The organism is Streptomyces cadmiisoli, assembly GCF_003261055.1.
In the GTDB taxonomy this organism is placed as follows: domain Bacteria; phylum Actinomycetota; class Actinomycetes; order Streptomycetales; family Streptomycetaceae; genus Streptomyces; species Streptomyces cadmiisoli.
In genome coordinates this window covers 6881025-6901307 of the sequence record NZ_CP030073.1, presented here as the reverse complement: position 1 = coordinate 6901307, position 20283 = coordinate 6881025, and the positions used below count along the sequence as shown (strand labels likewise).

The window sequence follows — 20283 nt, the reverse complement described above, 5'->3', positions numbered from 1 at the left end:
CCGGGTGGCGGGGACCCGGTCCGCGGTGCCGGCCGGGATCAGGCGAACTCGGCCGCCGTGGCCGGGCCGCCCAGGGCGTCACGGCGCTCGGGCATCCTCAGTGACACCATGCGGCGCCAGCCGACGAGGCGCTCGTAGCCGTACACGGCGTGGATGCCGAACGCGAGCAGCCCGGCCTTCGGCCTCGACCAGCCGAGGATGCGGCCCATGTGGGCCATCACCGCGAGGCTGACGTCCCGGTAGACCCGGATCTCCGCGAGCGCGCACTCGCGCAGTGTCCGCTGGATGGCGCGGCCGTGGCCGGCGTACGCGAAGCGCAGGAGTTCCTCGTGGCAGTAGGCGAGGTGGTTGTCCTCGTCGTTGGAGATCATCTTGACCGCGCGGCCGAGGTCGGGGTGATCGGCGAAGTACTTGCGCAGCATCTCCATCTGCTCCGAGGCCCGCTGTTCGGTGACCCGGCTGTGCGAGAGGTAGGTGACGATGTCCTGGACCGTGAGGGGCTCGTCGCGCCTGAGCTTGTCGTGCGCGAGGCCGATGCCGTCGCGCTCCAGCAGCATGGTGTAGTCGGTCTCGGGCGGTACGGGGACGGGTTCCAGGCCGCGCTTCTTCATCAGGGCGTTGAAGATCCGCCCGTGCTTGTCCTCGTCCGCGCCGTGGCGGGTGATCTTGGGGGCGAGGGCGCGCTCGCCGGCCGGGACCAGCGCGGCGATCCGGGCGTTCTCCCAGCCGCCCTGTGCCTCGCCGCTGGCTGCGATGGAGCAGAACAGCCGGAAGGACTCGTCGTCGTCGAGGATCTCCTGGAACAGACTCTTGGCCGAAAGCATCTGTGGGCACCTCTCTGCGCAGCAGGATTCCGCAAAGGATGAGTCAAATGGGCGCGCACAGCTGCTGCAACAGTTGTGTCGGACAACTCCGCCAAAAGAAGGACCGGCGGGGGCGCGTCAGGGCGTAACCCCGCGTGCGCCGGAGCGTTGTTTCCGATGACGGCCGTGGCGGGGAAGACCCCCGAGCCCCCACCACGGCCGTGGTGACTTCCACGGCGGCCTTCCGGCTCGGCGGTCCCGCCGAGCCGATGGGCCGGTGGAGTGGTGGCCAGGGCCGGTCGTCACATTGCTGTCGTTGCCCGAAGGGCGGCCCCGCGGCGTCCGGTGCGTGCTCTGGGGGTCCCCCCGGGCGGAAGCCCTCGTACCGGACGTACTCGGGCTTTCCCCCGGTGCGGCGAGTGGGGGCACCTCCCCCGCCTTTCAGGCAGTGGGAAAGCGCGCCGGGCGTCGCGGGGCAGGCGGGAATTCGACGACAGGCCCTAGGCGAGTTCGGCCCGCTCCAGGGCCTCGGAGCCCGTGCGCAGCGCCGTGAGCCGCTCCTCCAGAGTGAAACCCGCGGGGGCGAGGGTGAGCGTGGTGACGCCGACCTCCGCGTAGGCCTTCATCCGGTCGGCGATGCGGTCCACCGAGCCGAGCAGCGTGGTCCGGTCGATCAGCTCGTGCGGTACGGCCGCCGCGGCGCCCTGCTTGTCGCCGGAGAGGTACTTGTCCTGGATCTCGGCGGCTTCCTTCTCGTAGCCCATGCGCCGGGCGAGCTGGTTGTAGAAGTTCTGCTTGCGGCTGCCCATGCCGCCCACGTAGAGCGCGGTGTACGGGCGGAAGGTGTCGGCGAGGGCCGCCACGTCCTTGTCGTCGCCGGCGGCGAGCGGGAGGGTCGGGCAGACGTCGAAGCCGTCCATCGTCAGGCCGGCCTTCTCGCGCCCGGCGCGCAGGTGCCTGATCGCGGTGTCCTCCAGATGGGCGGCGGACGGGAAGATCAGAAGGGCGCCGTCGGCGATCTCACCGGTCTGTTCGAGGTTCTTCGGGCCGATCGCGGCGATGTAGAGCGGGATGTGCTCCCGCTGCGGGTGGACGGTGAGCTTGATCGGCTTGCCGGGGCCGTCGGGCAGGGGCAGCGTCCAGTGCGCGCCGTCGTACGTGAGGCGCTCACGGGTCATCGCCCTGCGGACGATCTCGACGTACTCGCGGGTGCGGGCGAGGGGCTTGTCGAACCTGACGCCGTACCAGCCCTCCGAGACCTGGGGGCCGGAGACGCCGAGGCCGAGGCGGAAGCGGCCGCCGGAGAGGGAGTCCAGGGTGGCGGCGGTCATCGCGGTCATGGCCGGCTGGCGGGCCGGGATCTGGAAGATGGCCGAGCCGACGTCGATCCGCTCGGTCTGGGCGGCGACCCAGGAGAGCACGGTGGCGGCGTCCGAGCCGTAGGCCTCCGCGGCCCAGCAGACGGCGTACCCGAGGCGGTCGGCTTCCTGGGCGACGGCGAGGTTGTCCGCGTCCATTCCGGCGCCCCAGTAGCCGAGGTTGATCCCGAGCTGCATGGCCTTCCCCTTACTGATCAGTAACGTCCCTTGTGGGGTGAGATTAGCGCGGGGCCGGGGCGTGGCGGCAACCCGCCGACGCGAGCCGTCCGGCCCCGTCGTGTCCCGGCCACCGCGCCACGGGACCGGGAAACCCCCCGGGCGTGGGTCAGGTGGGTCCGACGGGCCGCCCGGGCCGGAGGAAATCGGTTGTCCACAGGGAACCCACGTCACCGGTCCGGCCAGTAGTGTCGGCGCACATGGAGCAGAGGCATCTCGGCCGTACCGGCCTGCGTGTGTCCCGGATCGGACTCGGCACCCTGACCTGGGGGAGGGACACCGACGAGCACGATGCCGCGGACCTGTTGAAGACGTTCTGGGAAGCGGGCGGGACGCTCGTGGACACCGCGGACGTCTACGGGGACGGCGAGGCCGAATATCTGCTGGGACGTCTCATAGAAGGGCTCGTCCCGCGACGGGATCTGGTCATCTCCACCAAGGCGGGGAGCGTGCCGGATCCGGACCGCCGCTTCGACGGGTCGCGCGGGCATCTGCTCGCCGCGCTGGACGCCTCGCTCAGCCGGCTCGGCACCGAATACGTGGACCTGTGGCAGATCCACGCCTTCGACCCGGACACACCGCTGGAGGAGACGCTCCACGCACTGGACCTGGCGGTGAGCAGCGGGCGCGCCCGGTACGCGGGAGTGTCCAACTTCTGCGGCTGGCAGCTCGCGAAGGCCGGCACGTGGCAGCTCGCGGCGCCCGGTGCGCGGACCCGGCTGGCGAGCACGCAGATGGAGTACTCGCTGTTGCAGCGAGGTGTCGAGCGGGAGGTGCTGCCGGCCGCCCTGGACCTGGGCGTCGGGCTGCTGCCGTCCTCACCCCTCGGGCGCGGGGTGCTGACCGGCAAGTACCGCGGCGACGCCATGCCGCCGGACTCCAGAGGGGCCTCGGACCACATGGCGCCCTTCGTGGAGCCCTACCTGGACGACACCGCGAGCCGCATCGTCGACGCGGTGGCGACCGCCGCGGACGGACTGGCCGTCACCCCGCTCCAGGTGGCCCTGGCATGGATCAGGGACCGGCCCGGTGTGGTCTCCCCGATCGTCGGCGCGCGCAACGCGCAGCAGCTCACGGCGGCGTTGTCAGTGGAGACCCTTAGTCTTCCTGACGAGATCTGCCGGGCTCTCGACGACGTGTCGGTGCCCGTGCACCGCTATCCCGATCACGACTGGAGCACGCTGTGAGCACGGAGCCGGAGTCCACCGACGGCGGCGAGCCCGAGACCACCGGGGCCGGCGAGCCCGAGAGCACCGGGGGCGGCGAGCCGGAGACCCGGGGCGCCGAGACCCAGGGCGCCGATGTGTCGGAGGCCGCGGCCGAGTTGGCGGCTCAGCGGATCGAGCGGGAGCGCATCGAGCGGCGCAAGGCGGAGAGGGCGGGGCCCGTGGAGGCCGGGGGCAAGCTCAGCGGGACGGCCGCCGACCTGCTGGCCGCCGTCCGGGCCGTGGAGAGCGGCGCGAAGCCCGCCGCCACCGTCTTCGAGGAGCCGCCGCCCCGGCGGCCCGCGCCGGAGCCGGTGCGGCGGCAGCAGCCGCTCGCCGACAGCTCCCCGGCGGCGCCCGAGGCGCAGCTGGTGGCGGCGGTCGGACTGGTGCTGGGCGAAGGCGGCGCCCCCGAGACACTCGCGGCGCAGGCCGCGGCGGCGCTCGGCGAGGGCGCCGACGACCTGCTGCGCTCCGATCCGTGGCAGTTGCTCCGGGTCGCCGGAGTGCGGCCCGAGCAAGCGGACGGGTTCGCCCGCGCGCTGCTGGGCGCCGAGTCCGGGCCGGACGACGACCGGCGCGGCCGGGCCGTGACGGTCTGGCTGCTGGAGCAGGCGGCGCTCGCCGGGCACACCGCCCTGGAGATGCCGGCACTGGTCGCCGCCCTGGCCCAGCGGGCGGTGCCCGATCCGGACGCGGCCGTGCAGAGCGCCCTCGCGGAGGGCGACGCGCTGGCTTTCCAGGACGGCCTGGAGGAGCCGGACGAGAGGGAGGACGGCGAGGAGGGCGAGGAAGACGAAGAGCGCCCGGTGCGTGTGCTCGTCGGACTGGAGCGGTACGCCCTCGCGGAGGAGAGCCTCGCCGACGGTCTGGCCCGGTTGATCAACTCGGTGCCCAAGGAGGACGGTCCGGCCGAGGAGTGGGAGCGGGCCGCCACGGCCGCCGGGGGGTCGGCCGCCGAGCTGATCCGCGCCGTGGCCGGTCACGGGCTGGTGCTGCACACCGGTGGAGAGGCGTCCCGGGCCGAGGCCGCGGTGCTGGTGGACGCGGCGCGCGGCATGGGGCTGCGCGTCTGGGCCGCCACGCACGGCCCCCTCGGGCGGCAGCGGCTCTCGGCTCTGGTGCGGGACGACTCGGGGATCGCCACCGTCACCGGTCTGCTGTCCGGCGCCGAGGGGCCCGGCCGTGACCGGGAGGGCGCACTGGACCTCGATCTCCTCGTCGTCCTCGACGCGCCCCAGCTCGACGTGGAGACCGCCGCCCTGCTCACCGAGTCGCTGCCGGACGGCGCCCGGCTGGTGCTGGCCGGTGATCCTTCGGTGCTGTGGTCCGTGGGACCGGGGCGGGTGTTCGCGGACCTGCTCGCGGCCCGCAGATGTCCCCAGGTCGCCTCGCGGCGGCCGGACCCGGGTCCCCTGGGCGAGCTGGTGTCCGGCGTCGGCGCGGGCGAACTGCTCCAGGTCAACGCCTCCGACAAGGAGGTCGTGATCGTCCCGGTGCGGGACGCGGGCGAGGCCGTGCACCGGACCGTGCAGCTCGTCGCGGACTCGGTGCCGCGGGCCATCGGAGTGCCCGCCGAGCAGACCGTGGTCGTCACACCGGGCCACGGCGGTGCGGCCGGCACACGCGCGCTGAACGCCGCGCTGAAGGAACGGCTCAACCCCGGCCCCGGGCGGTTCGGCGGATTCGACCCAGGAGACCGGATCGCCTACTCCCCGGCCCCGGGGCGTACGGTGCCGGGCCAGGTCGTCGGAGCCGACGCCGAGGGGCTGCGTCTGACCTGCGCCGGTGCCCCCGTCGTCGTGCCGAAGGAGCAGGTCGAGCAGTGCGTCCGGCACGGATGGGCACTGACCGCGCACCAGGCGGTGGGCGGCCGCTGGCCGGCTGTCGTCGTGGTGCTCCCGGGCGATGCCGCCCAGGCCCTGAGCCGGCCCTGGGTGTACACGGCCTTCGGGCGGGCGGAGCGGCATCTTTCCGTGGTGCACGGTGTGGAGCAGGCCCTGCCCCGGGCCGTCGCGGAGGTCGCGGCGAAGCCCCGGACGACCAGGCTGCCCCTGCTGCTGACCGCGCAGGAGACCGCGGCCGGCTGAGCCGGGGCCGCGTCCGCGGTCGTGTCATGACAAGCGGCGGCCACCGGGATGTCCGGGGCCGCCGCTGTCCTTGCCGGTGCCGCCGGTCAGCGCTCGGCGTCCAGCGGTTCCAGGTCCTCGTCCTCGTCGAGCTCCAGCCCGTCGTCGAGCTCCTCGGTCTCCTCCTCGTCGGCGAGGTCGTCCCCGATGTCGTCGTCGGGTTCGTCGTCGAAGACCGCGCTGACGTCGAAGCGGCAGACCACGCGCTGCGGGTCGACACCCTCGAACGGCGCCTCGAGCCACTCTCCGGGGTCGGCCGGGTCGTCCGCGGCCGTGACCCACAGCGTGGAGTCGCCCTCCTCCAGCCCGAACTCCTTGTGGCGGGAGGCGATCTCGTCCGGTTCGAACTCGCCGAACAGGACGCCCAGCGCCCCGTGGACCGTGCTGCCGGCCTCGGTGTCCGTGCCGTCGTCGTCCGCCGCCTCGATCCGCTGTGCCTGCGCGATCAACCGCTGGGGCTCCGCGACCGCGTAGTCGCGGCGGATCAGCACACTGAGCGCGTTCGGTTCCTCGGGACCCGTGTACGGCAGGGCGTCCTCGGCGCCGGGAATCTCGAAGGGGGTGACCTCGTCGTAACGGTCGTAGAGCAGCTCGTCGTACGCTTCCGCGGCCGCGGCCAGCTCGTTGAACGCCTCGTAGACAGCCGGGTCGTCATCCCCCGACCGGCGTTCGACCGCGGCCAGATGGCGGTCGAGCGCGGTCTTGACCGCCTCGGCGGCGGCGCGTACCTCGGCAGCGGTGGGCTGCGCAGCATCAGACATAGTGCAGACGCTATCCGTACCCGGCCCGTGCCCGCACAATAGATGCGATGCCGGAATACGAATTTGTCGACGTGTACGTACCTCGCGGGGTCTCCCGCAAGGACACCGCACGCCTGCTGACCGACCACGCCGAGTACGGACACTGGGAGTTGCACCGCCTGAGCCTGCTGCGTGACGGCAGCCGCAGAGTGCGGCTGCGGAGGCGGATCATCCGCCAGGTACGCGCCACGTGGTGAGCTGAGGCACCGCACTCAGGGCGGAGCGGGCCCCGCCGCGGCAGGACCCGCTCCGTTTCCGCGCGCCGTTACGCCGACGCGCGCGCCCTGCGGTACAGGACCGCGCCGGCCGCGAGTGCTCCGAGGCCCAGCGACGCGGCGGCGCCGAGCGGCAGCTCGCTGCCGGTCTCCGCGAGCGCACCGCTGCCGCCGGACTGGCCGCCGGGCTGGTTGGACCCGGTCGAGCCGTCGTCGTCCGGGTTCTCACCCGAGGTGGGCGGGTTGCCCGGGTTACCGGGCTCCCCGGGATTACCCGGCTCTCCGGGATTTCCGGGCTCTCCCGGATTCCCGGGCTCCCCCGGATTACCCGGCTCTCCCGGATTCCCGGGCTCCCCCGGATTACCCGGCTCTCCCGGGTTACCGGGCTCCCCCGGATTACCCGGCTCCCCCGGATTACCCGGCTCCCCCGGGTTACCGGGCTCCCCCGGATTACCCGGCTCTCCCGGATTTCCCGGATTCCCAGGCGGCGTCGTGCCGTCGCCGGAGCTGTCGTTCGCGCACTCGTTGCCCACGGCCGCGTTGCCGAGACCGATCACGGTGACGGTGTTGCCGCACGCGTTGACCGGTACGTGGACCGGCACCTGGACGTGGTTGCCCGAGCCGACGCCGGGCGAACCCGTGGCGTGCCCGCCCGCCTGCGCGCCGCCCGCCTGCTTCCCGCCTCCGTCGTTGGCGCAGGAGTTGCCGACCGCGGGGTTGAGCACCCCGACGACGTTGACGGTGTTGCCGCAGATGTTGACCGGAACGTGCACGGGTGCTTGCACGGTGTTGCCGGACAGCACGCCCGGCGAGCGCGAACTGGAGCCGTACGCGCCGGAGTCGGCGTGGGCGGCCTGGGCGCCCGCGGCGGCGATCACGCCGGTCGCGGCCGCCACGGTCATCAGACCCTTGCGGGTGACCTGTCGCATTGCTGAATCTCTGCCTTCACCCTCGGAAACTACGTGGAGAGACCGGTCGGTCCCGGAGCGCATGGCGTGCGCTCCGGGACCGACGGCGTGGACGAACCTCAGAAAGGCAGCGTCACTTGTTGACGCAGTAGTTGCCGAAGGCGGGGTTCAGCAGCCCGATAACCGAGATGGTGTTGCCGCAGGCGTTCACCGGGATGTGCACCGGCACCTGAACGACGTTGCCGGAAACGACACCCGGGGAGTGCACGGCCGCACCCTGAGCACCGGAGTCCGCGACGGCGAGGCCCGCGCCCGCGAGAACCAGACCACCGGTAGCAGCCGCAGCAGCGACGACCTTCTTGATCATTATTCCTCCTTGTTGGCAATGCGACCCCAAGCAGCGGATCACATCACCTACAACTGAGGAGAGCCGATTTAGCTACGACCTGATGAGCGCATTCACCCGTCTCAGTCGACCCCGCACGCGCAGGCGAATTCTGAAGTGTCGTTCAACCAGGCCAATTCAGGACGCGTCGATGAAACGGTCGAGCACCCGCACCCCGAACTTCAGGCCGTCGACCGGCACTCGCTCGTCGACACCGTGGAACATGCCGGCGAAGTCCAGTTCCGGCGGCAGCTGGAGCGGGGCGAAGCCGAAGCAGCGGATGCCCAGGTCGTCGAAGGACTTGGCGTCGGTGCCACCGGAGAGCATGTACGGCACGGCCCGCGCGATCGGGTCCTCGGCGCTCAGCGCGCTCTGCATGGCGTCGACGAGCTTGCCGTCGAAGTCGGTCTCCAGGGCCTTGTCGCCGTGCACGTCCTCACGGCGCACGCGCGGGCCGAGGATGCGGTCGAGGTCGGCGAGGAACTCCTCCTCGTAGCCGGGCAGGAACCGTCCGTCGACATGGGCGGTCGCCTGGCCCGGGATGACGTTGACCTTGTATCCGGCGCCGAGCATGGTGGGCGCGGCCGAGTTGCGCAGGGTGGCGCCGACCATCTTGGCGATACCGCCCAGCTTGGCGAGCGTCTCGTCCATGTTCTCCGGGTCGAGCTCGGTGCCCAGCGCGTCCGACAGCTCGTCGAGGAAGGACCGCACGGTCTTGGTGACCCGCACCGGCCAGGTGTGCCGGCCGAGCCGTCCGACGGCCTCGCACAGTTCGGTGATGGCGTTGTCGTCGTTGGTCATCGAGCCGTGGCCGGCGGTGCCGTCGACGGTGAGCCGCATCCAGTGCATGCCCTTCTGGGCGGTCTCCACCAGGTAGAGCCGCAGCTTCTCGTTGACGGTGAAGGAGAAGCCGCCGACCTCGCCGATGGCCTCGGTCACGCCCTCGAACAGCTCGGGGTGCCGGTCGACCAGGTGGCGCGCGCCCCAGGTCCCGCCCGCCTCCTCGTCGGCGAGGAAGGCCAGCACGATGTCGCGCGGGGGCTTGCGGCCGGTGCGCAGCCGGTCGCGGACGACCGCGAGCGTCATCGCGTCCATGTCCTTCATGTCGACGGCGCCGCGGCCCCACACGCATCCGTCGGCGACCTCGCCGGAGAAGGGGTGGTGGGTCCAGTCGGCCGCGTTCGCCGGTACGACGTCGAGGTGGCCGTGGATGAGCAGCGCGGGCCGGGTGGGGTCCTCGCCCTCGATACGGGCCACGGTGGAGGCACGACCCTGGTGGGATTCGAAGATCTGCGGTTCGAGGCCCACCTCGGCGAGCTTCTCGGCGACGTACTCGGCCGCCTTGCGCTCGCCAGGACCCGAGTGGTCGCCGTAGTTGCTGGTGTCGATCCGGATCAGCTCGCGGCAGAGGTCGACGACCTCGTCCTGGCCGGTGACGCCTTCGGTCGTGCCCGTCTGGCTCACGCTGTTTCCTCCCGCAGTCGCCGCTGGTGGTCCCTCACATCCTCCCCCCGAGGCAGGTCCTGCCCCAAGGGCGGTCCCGGTCCGTCACGGGGCGTTCACGGGGGCGCGACGGCACGGGGTGTGATCGGCCACCCCCGAAAGCCTGGTAATGTTTACGTCGTCGCCGCGGGGGAAACCCAGCGCGACAGACACCTTGTCCGGGTGGCGGAATGGCAGACGCGCTAGCTTGAGGTGCTAGTGCCCTTTATCGGGCGTGGGGGTTCAAGTCCCCCCTCGGACACCGGCTGAGACCCCTGTTCACCAGGGGTCTTTTGCTTTGCCCGGGGACGTTCGGGCCGCCGTGTGGGGCATCTCTCGCCCGGTGCGAGGACACGAGGTCACGGGGTGTGCCCACCCGGCCACGGGTCCCTCCGACAGCCCTCCCGAGTGGCCGCGATCCGCCGACGAATCTAGCGTCGTACTAAAATTTCCGGCTTGTTACGGAGCTGGAGCCGGACAACCCCAGGCAGACCTGCGGGCCCGCCAGCGCCCCGGAGGCTTCCGGGCTCGAGACGCGAGGACCGATGGCAGCCATACACGAGAGCAGTGCTCTCGGCCTGCTCGACGAAGAGATCCGCGAGCGGTTCGGTGACACCGCCCGATTCTCCGGAGGATCTGCGGCCTCTCCCCGCACGCTCGTCGACGTCCTCGACGCGTCCGTACGGGCCCACCCGGAGGAGCTCGCCCTCGACGACGGCACCGCGCGTCTGACCTATCGCGCGCTGGCCGCCGAGGTGGAGCGGCTGCGCCGGCGACTCTCCGGTGCCGGGGTGGGGCTCGGGGACCGGGTGGGGGTGCGGGTCCCGTCCGGGACCAACGACCTCTACGTGGCGATCCTCGCCGTACTGGCCGCCGGGGCCGCCTATGTGCCGGTGGACGCCGAGGACCCGGACGAACGGGCCGAGCTGGTGTTCGCGGAGGCCGGGGTGCGGGCCGTGGTGGGCGCGGGGCACCAGCTGACCGTCCTTTCCCGCGGTGACGTGCCCGCCGCCCGCCCGACGGCCGGGCACGACGCGTGGATCATCTTCACCTCCGGCTCGACCGGCAGACCCAAGGGCGTGGCCGTGAGCCATCGCAGCGCCGCCGCGTTCGTGGACGCCGAGGCCGCCCTGTTCCTGGTGGACGACCCGATCGGGCCCGGGGACCGGGTGATGGCGGGACTGTCCGTCGCGTTCGACGCGTCGTGCGAGGAGATGTGGCTGGCGTGGCGGTACGGGGCCTGTCTGGTGCCCGTGCCCCGGTCGCAGGTGCGCAGCGGCGCGGATCTCGGACCGTGGCTGGTGGAGCAGGAGATCACCGTCGTGTCGACGGTGCCGACGCTGGCCGCGCTCTGGGAGCCGGAGACCCTCAACGACGTACGTCTGCTGATCTTCGGCGGTGAGGCCTGTCCGCCCGAGCTGGCGCAGCGGCTGGTGACCGAGGGGCGCGAGGTCTGGAACACCTACGGGCCGACCGAGGCGACCGTGGTGGCCTGTGCGTCGCTGATGGGCGGCGAGGAGCCGGTGCGGATCGGGCTGCCGCTGCGGGGCTGGGAGCTGGCCGTCGTCGACGAGGCCGGGGAGCCCGTGCCGATGGGCGGCAGCGGGCAGCTGGTGATCGGCGGGGTCGGGCTCGCGCGGTATCTGGATGCCGAGAAGGACGCGGAGAAGTACGCGCCGCTGCCGTCGCTGGGCTGGGAGCGGGCGTACCGCAGCGGTGACCTGGTGCGGGCCGAGCCCGAGGGGCTGGTCTTCCTCGGGCGGGCCGACGAGCAGATCAAGCTCGGCGGGCGGCGGATCGAACTCGGCGAGGTGGACGCGGCCCTCCAGTCGCTGCCCGGTGTCGCGGGCGCCGCGGCGGCCGTGCGGACCGCGCGCAGCGGCAACCAGCTGCTCGTCGGCTATGTCGTCACCCAGGACGGATGGGACGCGGCCAAGGCCGTGCGGAGACTGCGCGCCGAGCTGCCCGCGGCACTGGTGCCGCTGCTCGCGCCGGTGGACGACCTGCCGACGCGCACGTCCGGCAAGGTCGACCGGAACGCGCTGCCGTGGCCCCTTCAGGGGCTGGAGACCGGTGGCAGGGCGGAGCAGTTGTACGGCACCGAGGCCTGGCTGGCCGAGCAGTGGACCGAGGTCCTCGGCATTCCGGTCTCCGCGGCCTCCGACGACTTCTTCGCGATCGGCGGCGGCAGCCTGGCCGCCGCCCAGCTGACCACGCGGCTGCGCACCCGCTATCCGAGTGCCGCCGTACTCGACATCTACCAGCAGCCCACGCTGCGCAAGCTGGCCCGCCGGCTGGAGGAGTCCGTTCAGGAGGACGGGGCGACCCGCTTCGTGACACCGGTTCCGCGGCGTGCGCAGGCCCTTCAGTTGCTGCTGCTCGTCCCGCTGTTCACGTTGCTCGGGCTGCGCTGGACGGTGGTGCTGACCGCGCTCGGCAATCTGCTGGGCGGCTACTCCTGGCTGCCGACGGCCTCCTGGTGGCTGGTCGGAGCCGGGGCGGTGCTGTTCTTCAGCCCGCCCGGACGGCTCGCGATCGGCGCGGGCGGGGCCCGGCTGCTGCTGCGCGGGGTCCGTCCGGGCCGGTATCCGCGGGGCGGCGGCGTTCATCTGCGGCTGTGGGCCGCGGAGCGGCTGGCGGAGGCCGCCGGGGCGACCTCGCTGACCGGGTCCTGGCTGGAGCGGTACGCGCGGGCGCTGGGTGCCAAGGTCGGGCCCGAGGTGGATCTGCACTCGCTGCCGCCGGTCACCGGACTGCTCAAGCTGGGCCGGGGCGCGGCGGTGGAGTCCGAGGTCGATCTGTCGGGGTACTGGCTGGACGGGGACCGGCTGGAGATCGGGTCGGTGAAGGTCGGCGCGCACGCCGTCGTCGGTACGCGCAGCATGCTCTTCCCGGGCGCCCGGGTCGGCAAGCGGGCCGAGGTGGCGCCCGGCTCGGCCGTCGCCGGACAGGTTCCGACCGGGCAGCGGTGGGCGGGCGCGCCCGCGGTCAAGCTGGGCAAGGCCAAGCGCAACTGGCCCGAGCAGCGGCCGGCGCGCGGCACGTACTGGCGGTTCATGTACGGGGTGACGGGTGTCGCGCTGGGCGCGCTGCCGCTGGTCTCGGGCGGGGCCGCGCTGCTGGTGGCGGGGCTGTTCGTCGCGCCGGGCGCCGGGCTCGGCGAGGCCCTGCGGGGGGCCGCGGCGGCGCTGGTGCCGGGGACGCTCGCCTTCGGGCTGGTGTACGCGCTGCTGATCCTGGCCGGTGTGCGGCTGCTGAGCCTCGGGCTGCGCGAGGGCACGCATCCCACGCACAGCAGGGTCGGCTGGCAGGTGTGGACCGTCACGCAGCTGATGGACCGCTCCCGGGACACGCTGTTCCCGCTGTACGCCGGGCTGGTCACGCCGGTGTGGCTGCGGCTGCTCGGGATGCGGATCGGCAAGGGCGCCGAGGTCTCCACCGTCCTCGCGCTGCCGAGCCTGACCACGGTCGGCGACGGCGCGTTCCTCGCGGACGACACCCTGACCGCGCCGTACGAGCTGGGCGGCGGATGGATGCGTATCGGGCGGGCGGAGATCGGGCGGCGCGCCTTCCTCGGCAACTCGGGCATGACCGCGCCGGGCCGGAGCGTGCCGGACGGCGGTCTGGTCGGGGTGCTGTCGGCGACGCCGAAGAAGGCGAAGAAGGGCAGCTCGTACCTGGGGCTGCCGCCGGTGAAGCTGCCGCGCAGCGCCTCCGACGGCGACCGGAGCCGGACGTTCGACCCGCCGGCGCGGCTGCTGTGGGCGCGCGGGCTGGTGGAGCTGTGCCGGATCGTGCCGGTGTTCTGCTCGGCCGGGCTCGCCGTGCTGACCGTGGCCGCTCTGTGCGCGCTGGGTGACCTGGCCTGGCTGCTGGGCGGGTTCGTGCTGCTGGCGGCGGGCGCCGCGGCGGGGCTGGTGTCCGTGCTGGCGAAGTGGGCGCTCGTGGGGCGGCACCGCAGCGGTGAGCATCCGCTGTGGAGCGGTTTCGTGTGGCGCAACGAGCTGGCGGACACGTTCGTGGAGGTGCTGGCGGTGCCGTGGCTGGCCGGCGCGGTGCTGGGCACACCGGTGACGAACGTCTGGCTGCGCGGGCTCGGGGCAAGGATCGGCAAGGGTGTGTGGATCGAGAGCTACTGGCTGCCGGAGGCCGACCTGGTGACCCTGGAGGACGCGGTCGGGGTGAACCGGGGCTGTGTGCTCCAGACGCACCTCTTCCACGACCGGATCTTGCGGACGGATACTGTGGTCATCCGTGAGGGCGCGACGCTGGGTCCTGGCGGAATCGTCCTGCCCGGCAGCACCGTGGGGAAGCGCACCACGCTGGGTCCCGCGTCGCTGGTGATGGCGGCGGAGTCCGTTCCCGACGACACCCGCTGGCTGGGCAACCCGATCGAGGCATGGCGCCGCTAGAGGAGGCTCCTGCGGCGCCGGGCGGGCAGGGGCGCCGTACGAGCACAGCGCAGGGAGCAGACGCAGCAGTGGCAGTTCAGCAGTCCGTGGGTGCGGACCCGTACTTCCCGGCCAACGGCGACGCCCGCTACCGGGTGCACCGCTACGAACTCGCGCTGGACTACCGTCCGGGTCCGAACCGGCTCGCGGGGACGGCCCGGATCAACGCCATAGCCGGCCGGGCGCCGCTCGGCGAGTTCCAGCTCAACCTGGCCGACTTCAAGATCGGCCGGGTGCGGGTGGACGGACGGCAGCCGCACTACACGCACCGGGGCGGGCGGCTGCGGATCCGCCCGGCGAAGCCGCTGCGGGCCGGGGCAGCGTTCACCGTCGAGGTGCACTGGTCGGGCAATCCCAGGCCGGTGAACAGCCCGTGGGGCGGACTGGGCTGGGAGGAACTGGCGGACGGGGCGCTGGTGGCGAGCCAGCCGGTCGGGGCGCCGTCCTGGTACCCGTGCAACGACCGGCCCGCCGACAAGGCGTCGTACCAGATCTCGGTGACCACGCCGTCCGCGTACTCGGTGGTCTCGGGCGGGCGGCTGCTGACCCGGACGACGAAGGCCTCCACCACGACCTGGGTGTACGAGCAGCCGGCGCCGACGTCCAGTTACCTGGTGGGGCTGTCCATCGGGAAGTACCAGACGGTGCTGCTCGGGGACCCGGGGCCGGGCGGGGTGCCGCAGCACGGGCACATTCCGGCGCATCTGCTGCCGGAGTTCTCCCGGGACTTCGCGCGGCAGCCCGCCATGATGGACCTGTTCCAGGAGCTGTTCGGGCCGTATCCCTTCGACGAGTACGCGGTCGTGGTGACCGAGGAGGAGCTGGACGTCCCCGTCGAGGCGCAGGGCATGTCGGTGTTCGGCGCCAATCACGTGGACGGTGCCCGGGGCTGGGAGCGGCTGATCGCGCACGAGCTGGCGCACCAGTGGTTCGGCAACAGCGTGTCCATCGCGGACTGGCGGCACATCTGGCTGAACGAGGGGTTCGCCAAGTACGCCGAGTGGCTGTGGTCGGAGCGGTCGGGCGGCCGTACGGCGGCGCAGCACGCCGCCGCGGCGCACCGTCTGCTCTCCGGGCAGCCGCAGAACCTGCGGATCGCCGACCCGGGCCGGAAGCTGATGTTCGACGACCGCCTCTACCAGCGCGGCGGGCTGACCCTGCACGCGGTGCGCTGCGCGATGGGCGACGAGGCGTTCTTCCGCATGCTGCGCGGGTGGGCGGGGCTGCACCGGGGCGGGGCGGCCGGCACCGAAACCTTCGCCGCGCACGCCGCCCGGTTCACCGACCAGCCGCTGGACGACCTGTTGGCGGCCTGGCTGCGGAATCCGGCGCTGCCGGCCCTGCCCACCGGGGCCACCCGGATTCCGGCGCGGCCGGCGCATCCGCCGACCAATGCCGGTCCCGCCTGAGCGAATTCGGGAACCGGGTCGTCACAGGCCGTTCCTGCCTTTCGGTGCGGCGGTCTCCGTCCGGTCGCCCGGGGGCGGTGGCGCAGAATGGAGCGCATGTCCCGCCGTAGCTCTCCGTCCCGCCGCCGGCCGCCCTCCGCCGCCGTCGCGCGCGAACCGTCCTGCCCCTGCGGTCTCCCGGAGGCCTTCGAGGGGTGCTGTGGCCGATTCCATCGGGGTGAGGCGGCGGCACCGACCGCCGAGGCGCTGATGCGGTCGCGCTACAGCGCGTTCGTGCGGCGGGACGAGGCGTACCTCCTGCGCACCTGGCATCCGCGGACGCGTCCGGGGCGGGTCGACTTCGATCCGGGCCTGCGCTGGACCGGGCTCGAGATCCTCGCCACCGGCGACGGTACGGCCTTCCACACCGCGGGAACCGTGACGTTCCGGGCGTCCTTCCAGGGCGGCGCGCTGCACGAACGCAGCCGCTTCGAGCGGGTCGACGGGGCGTGGGTGTATGTCGACGGGGACTTCGCGGACTGAGGAGTCGCCCCCTCACGCGTCGGCGGCGGCCGTCAGGGCGCGAGGATGTCCAGCTCGTGCAGGGCTCCCGTCGCGATCTCCCGGGTCAGTTCCTGCGCGCGGTCCGCGTCGCGCTCGCGCACGGCTTCGGCGAGCTGGACGTGCAGGGTGACGGCGGCCGGGTCGGGATCCTCGAACATCACGTCGTGCTGCGTGCGGCCGGTGAGGACCTCGGCGACGACGTCGCCGAGGCGGGCGAACATCTCGTTGCCGGAGGCGTTGAGGATCACACGGTGGAAGGCGATGTCGTGGAAGAGGTAGCCCTCCAGCTGGTGACCGCGTGAGTGGGCGACCATGCCCAGGGCGCACTCGGTGAGTTCGGCGCACTGCTCGGCGGTGGCGTTCCGCGCGGCGAGCCCGGCGGCGACGGGTTCGACCGCGGACCGCAGCACGGTCAGTGAGCGCAGCTGGTGGGGCCGGTCGGCGCCGGCCAGCCGCCAGCGGATGACCTGCGGGTCGTAGACGTTCCACTCGGCCTTGGGACGGACCGTCACGCCGACTCGGCGCCGGGACTCGACCAGGTGCATGGACTCCAGCACACGGACCGCCTCGCGCATCACCGAGCGCGAGACGTCGAAGCGCTGCGCCAGTTCGTCGGTGCGCAGAACGCTGCCCGGAGGGTATTCGCCTGCGGTGATCTCGGGACCGAGGGTGTCCAGTACTCGGCCGTGCAACCCCCGGCCCGGTGTGCTCATGCACTCAGCGTACGGGCCGGGTCACGGGAACAAAAAGTCAGACTTATATGTCACAGACTCTTGAATTCGTCGTACCTAATAGGTTTCAGTGTCGTCGACGTCGGACGAAGGACGCCGACGTCGCAGGTCGAGGAAGACAGCGAGGCAGTCATGCGAACCCCTCACGTCGTCGTGGTGATGGGCGTCGCCGGCACGGGCAAGACCACCATCGGTCCGCTGCTCGCCGCCGGGCTCGGCGTCCCGTACGCCGAGGGCGACGACTTCCACCCGCCGGCGAACATCGCCAAGATGTCGGCCGGCACCCCGCTCGACGACGACGACAGGTGGCCCTGGCTCGACGCCATCGGCGCCTGGGCCCACGGACGGGCCGGGCTGGGCGGGGTGGTCAGCAGTTCCGCGCTGAAGAGGTCCTACCGCGACCGGCTCAGGTCGGCGGCCCCGGACATCGTCTTCGTGCATCTCACGGGCGACCGGGAGCTGATCGAGGACCGGATGTCGTACCGGCAGGGCCACTTCATGCCGACGACGCTGCTGGACTCGCAGTTCGCCACGCTCCAGCCGCTCCAGGCCGACGAGGCCGGTGTCGCGGTGGACGTCTCGGGCACCCCCGAGGAGATCACCGCCCGCGCCCTCGCGGCGCTGGACGGGCTGGAGGGGTCGGCGCCGCCGGCCTCGTGACCCCCGCACCACCACCCCCCACACCTTCCCCCTCACCCCACCACTGACAAGGGAACCCCCCGTGACCAGACTCAGCGCCGAGATGCTGGCAGCGGACACCGTCGAGCCGATCACCTCGGCCGGCCACGCCCAGCTGGGCATCGCCGTGCTGGCCGGCATCGCCGTCATCGTCCTGCTCATCACCAAGTACAAGCTCCACGCCTTCCTGGCGCTGACCATCGGGTCGCTGGCGCTCGGAGCCTTCGCCGGCGCGCCGCTGGACAAGGTCATCGCCAGTTTCACCGCGGGACTCGGTGCCACGGTGGCAGGCGTCGGCGTGCTGATCGCGCTCGGCGCGATCCTCGGCAAGATGCTCGCCGACTCCGGCGGCGCCGACGAGATCGTCGACACCATCCTCGCCAGGTCGAGCGGGCGCTCCATGCCCTGGACCATGGTGCTCATCGCGTCGGTGATCGGCCTGCCGCTGTTCTTCGAGGTCGGCGTCGTCCTGCTGATCCCGGTCGTCCTGATGGTCGCCAAGCGCGGCAACCACTCGCTGATGCGCATCGGCATCCCGGCGCTGGCGGGTCTGTCGGTCATGCACGGCCTGGTCCCGCCGCACCCCGGGCCGCTGGTCGCCATCGACGCCGTGGGGGCCAACCTCGGAGTGACCCTGGCGCTCGGCGTGCTCGTCGCCATCCCGACGGTGGTCATCGCCGGTCCGCTGTTCTCGCGCTACGCCGCCAGGTGGGTGGACGTCCCGGCTCCGGAGCGGATGATCCCGCAGCGCCCCTCGGAGGAGCTGGAGAAGCGGCCGAGCTTCGCCGCCACGCTGACAACGATCCTGCTGCCGGTCTTCCTGATGCTGTCCAAGGCACTGGTCGACATCGTCGTGGACGACCCCGAGAACACCGTGCAGCGTGTCTTCGACGTGGCCGGTTCCCCGCTGATCGCCCTGCTGACCTCGGTGCTCGTCGGCATCTTCACGCTGGGCCGCCCGGCCGGCTTCTCCAAGGAGCGCGTCTCCGGGATCGTCGAGAAGGGCCTCGCGCCCATCGCGGGCATCCTGCTGATCGTGGGGGCCGGCGGCGGCTTCAAGCAGACGCTGATCGACTCCGGTGTGGGTCAGATGGTCCTGGAGATCTCCGAGGACTGGTCGATCCCGGCGCTGCTGCTGGCCTGGCTGATCGCCGTGGCGATCCGGCTGGCGACGGGTTCGGCGACCGTGGCGACCATCTCGGCGGCCGGTCTGGTCGCGCCGCTCGCGGCCGACATGTCCACCACGCACGCCGCGCTGCTGGTCCTGGCCATCGGCGCCGGCTCACTGTTCTTCAGCCATGTCAACGACGCCGGCTTCTGGCTGGTGAAGGAGTACTTCGGGCTGAGCGTCGGCCAGACGATCAAGACCTGGTCGATCATGGAGACGATCATCTCGGTGGTCGCGGGCGCGCTGGTGCTGCTGCTGTCGCTGCTCATATGACCGCCGCGCGGCTCCTGCGGGGGCCGCGCGGCGGTCGGCGGCCGGCACTGTCCGAGCCGCGGAAGGCGTCCGGGCCCGGGGCGAATCAGCCCCGGGCCCGGACGCCCTTCTCACGCGCGTGACGCGCGGACGCTCACCGGCGCCAGAGCGCATGCCGGCGCTCTGCCCACTCCCGGCTCACCAGCCCCGTCCGCATCCCCCGCCGGGCCTCCGGGTCCGCCAGCGCCATGCCGATGTGCCCCGCGAGGACGATGCCGATGGTCAGGGCCAGCCAGTCGTGGACGAAGGTCGCACCGGTGCGCCACACCAGCGGGGTCAGGTGCGTGAACCACATGATCAGCCCGGTGCCGAGCATCACCAGCGTCGCGCCGGCGATCCAGGCAGCGTAGATCTTCTGCCCGGCGTTGAACTTCCCCGCCGGTCGCGCCTCGTCCCGCCGGTCGCGGCGCAGGGCGGCCCGCAGCCAGACCCCGTCGTGCGGGCCGAAGCGGTTCAGCAGCCGCAGGTCGGACCGCAGCGCCCGGGAGGCGAGGCCGGCGAGGAGGGGCACCGGCAGGGCGAGACCGGCCCACTCGTGGACCGTGACCACGAGGGCACGGCGGCCGACGAGCTGCGCCGGCTCGGGGAGGTAGAGACAGGCCGCGGTGAGTACGCAGACACCCATCAGGACGGCCGTGGTCCGGTGCACCCACCGCTCGGCCGTGCCGAACCGGCGGACCCGGGTCGCGGCGGGCGCGTCAACCGGTGGGTTCATCGTCGCGTCCGTTCGAACGGCCCACCCAGGCGTCGACGTCGTAGCCCCGCTCCTCCCAGTAGCCCGGCCGTACGTCCTCGGTGACGGTGATGCCGGAGAGCCACTTGGCGGACTTGTAGAAGTACATGGGAGCCACGTACAGCCGGACCGGGCCGCCGTGGGTGTGGCCGAGGTCCTCGTCCTGCATGCGCAGGGCGACCAGGACGTCGGCGCGGCGGGCCTGGTCGAGGGTGAGGGACTCGGAGTAGGCGCCGTCGAAGCAGGTGAAACGCACCGCCCCGGCCGCGGGACGCACTCCCGCGGCGTCCAGGAGCCGGGACAGGCGCACCCCCTCGAACGGCGTGTCCGGGACCCGCCACCCGGTGACGCACTGCACGTCGCGCACCAGGCGGGTCTGCGGCAGGGCACGCAGGTCGGCCAGTGTGTAGGCGCGCGGCCGGTCCACCAGGCCGTCGACGGTCAGGCGGTAGGACGTGGCGTTCTTGCGCGGTACGGACGAGGCGACCGAGTAGTAGCGGAAGCCGCCGCCGTTGGGCAGCAGGCCCGTCAGGCCCGTGGGGTCCTTGTCGGCGGCGCTGCCGAGGAAGGACTCCAGTCCGCCCTGGAGGGTGGGCGCGGCAGCGACGCCGAGGGCTCCCAGGCCGAGGGTCGCGAGCAGGACACGGCGGCCGATCGGCCGGCCGGTGTCCTCGGGTTGTCCGGAGTTCACGCACCCATTCGAGCACTCGCACGCCCCGCGCGGCCAGGGACGGCG

General features: G+C 72.5%; 17 protein-coding genes and 1 tRNA gene. 9 read left to right on the top strand and 9 right to left on the bottom strand.

The window, feature by feature from the left end; all coding sequences use genetic code 11:
• Positions 1 to 38: 38 nt before the first annotated feature.
• Entirely contained in the window at positions 39 to 824 is a 786-nt protein-coding gene (locus tag DN051_RS30295; protein ID WP_112439969.1) for a ferritin-like domain-containing protein, read from the bottom strand.
• Between the two features lie 479 nt (positions 825 to 1303).
• Positions 1304 to 2359 carry an LLM class F420-dependent oxidoreductase gene (locus DN051_RS30290; protein ID WP_112439967.1) on the bottom strand — a complete coding sequence of 352 codons (1056 nt, stop codon included), beginning with the start codon at positions 2357 to 2359 and terminating at the stop codon, positions 1304 to 1306.
• Between the two features lie 239 nt (positions 2360 to 2598).
• On the opposite strand from DN051_RS30290, the gene DN051_RS30285 reads away from it, so the two are divergent.
• Complete coding sequence (locus DN051_RS30285) at positions 2599 to 3585, top strand: aldo/keto reductase (protein WP_053758156.1); 987 nt, start codon at positions 2599 to 2601, stop codon at positions 3583 to 3585.
• Positions 3570 to 5693, top strand: coding sequence for a helix-hairpin-helix domain-containing protein (locus DN051_RS30280; protein WP_425471792.1), 2124 nt, complete (start codon positions 3570 to 3572; stop codon positions 5691 to 5693). The genes DN051_RS30285 and DN051_RS30280 overlap by 16 nt, the downstream gene beginning before the upstream one ends.
• Before the next feature lie 86 nt (positions 5694 to 5779).
• On the opposite strand, the gene DN051_RS30275 is transcribed toward DN051_RS30280, so the two are convergent.
• On the bottom strand, positions 5780 to 6493 hold the full coding sequence (locus DN051_RS30275) for a hypothetical protein (RefSeq protein WP_112439963.1): 714 nt from the start codon (positions 6491 to 6493) through the stop codon (positions 5780 to 5782).
• Positions 6494 to 6540: 47 nt separating this feature from the next.
• Here DN051_RS30275 and DN051_RS30270 point away from each other — a divergent pair, with 47 nt between their 5' ends.
• Positions 6541 to 6729 carry a DUF5703 family protein gene (locus DN051_RS30270; protein ID WP_053758043.1) on the top strand — a complete coding sequence of 63 codons (189 nt, stop codon included), beginning with the start codon at positions 6541 to 6543 and terminating at the stop codon, positions 6727 to 6729.
• A 68-nt stretch (positions 6730 to 6797) separates the two neighbouring features.
• Here the strand turns inward: DN051_RS30270 and DN051_RS30265 are convergent, their stop codons facing one another.
• The 3 genes from DN051_RS30265 to DN051_RS30255 form a co-directional block, all read right to left on the bottom strand.
• Positions 6798 to 7676, bottom strand: coding sequence for a chaplin family protein (locus DN051_RS30265; RefSeq protein WP_162624989.1), 879 nt, complete (start codon positions 7674 to 7676; stop codon positions 6798 to 6800).
• A gap of 112 nt (positions 7677 to 7788) precedes the next feature.
• Positions 7789 to 8022 (bottom strand): chaplin ChpH, encoded by a 234-nt coding sequence (gene chpH / locus DN051_RS30260; protein ID WP_053758044.1) that lies wholly within the window; start codon positions 8020 to 8022, stop codon positions 7789 to 7791.
• A 156-nt stretch (positions 8023 to 8178) separates the two neighbouring features.
• Positions 8179 to 9504 (bottom strand): M20/M25/M40 family metallo-hydrolase, encoded by a 1326-nt coding sequence (locus DN051_RS30255; RefSeq protein WP_112439959.1) that lies wholly within the window; start codon positions 9502 to 9504, stop codon positions 8179 to 8181.
• Positions 9505 to 9699: 195 nt separating this feature from the next.
• On the opposite strand from DN051_RS30255, the gene DN051_RS30250 reads away from it, so the two are divergent.
• The 4 genes from DN051_RS30250 to DN051_RS30235 all read left to right on the top strand — a co-directional run bounded on the left by DN051_RS30250 (position 9700) and on the right by DN051_RS30235 (position 15904).
• A tRNA-Leu gene (locus DN051_RS30250) sits at positions 9700 to 9784 on the top strand.
• A 283-nt stretch (positions 9785 to 10067) separates the two neighbouring features.
• Positions 10068 to 13934 (top strand): Pls/PosA family non-ribosomal peptide synthetase, encoded by a 3867-nt coding sequence (locus DN051_RS30245; RefSeq protein ID WP_112439957.1) that lies wholly within the window; start codon positions 10068 to 10070, stop codon positions 13932 to 13934.
• A gap of 68 nt (positions 13935 to 14002) precedes the next feature.
• A complete protein-coding gene (locus DN051_RS30240) occupies positions 14003 to 15382 on the top strand; it encodes a M1 family metallopeptidase (protein ID WP_112439955.1) in 1380 nt (459 codons plus the stop codon).
• Between the two features lie 96 nt (positions 15383 to 15478).
• Entirely contained in the window at positions 15479 to 15904 is a 426-nt protein-coding gene (locus tag DN051_RS30235; RefSeq protein WP_112439953.1) for a YchJ family protein, read from the top strand.
• Positions 15905 to 15936: 32 nt separating this feature from the next.
• On the opposite strand, the gene DN051_RS30230 is transcribed toward DN051_RS30235, so the two are convergent.
• Positions 15937 to 16638 carry a FadR/GntR family transcriptional regulator gene (locus DN051_RS30230; protein ID WP_053758048.1) on the bottom strand — a complete coding sequence of 234 codons (702 nt, stop codon included), beginning with the start codon at positions 16636 to 16638 and terminating at the stop codon, positions 15937 to 15939.
• Positions 16639 to 16788: 150 nt separating this feature from the next.
• On the opposite strand from DN051_RS30230, the gene DN051_RS30225 reads away from it, so the two are divergent.
• Positions 16789 to 17316: a gluconokinase gene (locus DN051_RS30225; protein ID WP_112439951.1), complete on the top strand. Its 528-nt coding sequence runs from the start codon at positions 16789 to 16791 to the stop codon at positions 17314 to 17316.
• A 61-nt stretch (positions 17317 to 17377) separates the two neighbouring features.
• A complete protein-coding gene (locus tag DN051_RS30220) occupies positions 17378 to 18775 on the top strand; it encodes a GntT/GntP/DsdX family permease (RefSeq protein WP_053758050.1) in 1398 nt (465 codons plus the stop codon).
• 133 nt (positions 18776 to 18908) lie between these two features.
• On the opposite strand, the gene DN051_RS30215 is transcribed toward DN051_RS30220, so the two are convergent.
• Together DN051_RS30215 and DN051_RS30210 are read right to left on the bottom strand one after the other, a co-directional pair.
• A complete protein-coding gene (locus DN051_RS30215; RefSeq protein ID WP_053758051.1) occupies positions 18909 to 19529 on the bottom strand; it encodes a cytochrome b/b6 domain-containing protein in 621 nt (206 codons plus the stop codon).
• Positions 19513 to 20238 (bottom strand): molybdopterin-dependent oxidoreductase, encoded by a 726-nt coding sequence (locus tag DN051_RS30210; RefSeq protein ID WP_053758052.1) that lies wholly within the window; start codon positions 20236 to 20238, stop codon positions 19513 to 19515. Before DN051_RS30210 ends, DN051_RS30215 begins: the two co-directional genes overlap by 17 nt.
• Positions 20239 to 20283 lie beyond the last annotated feature (45 nt).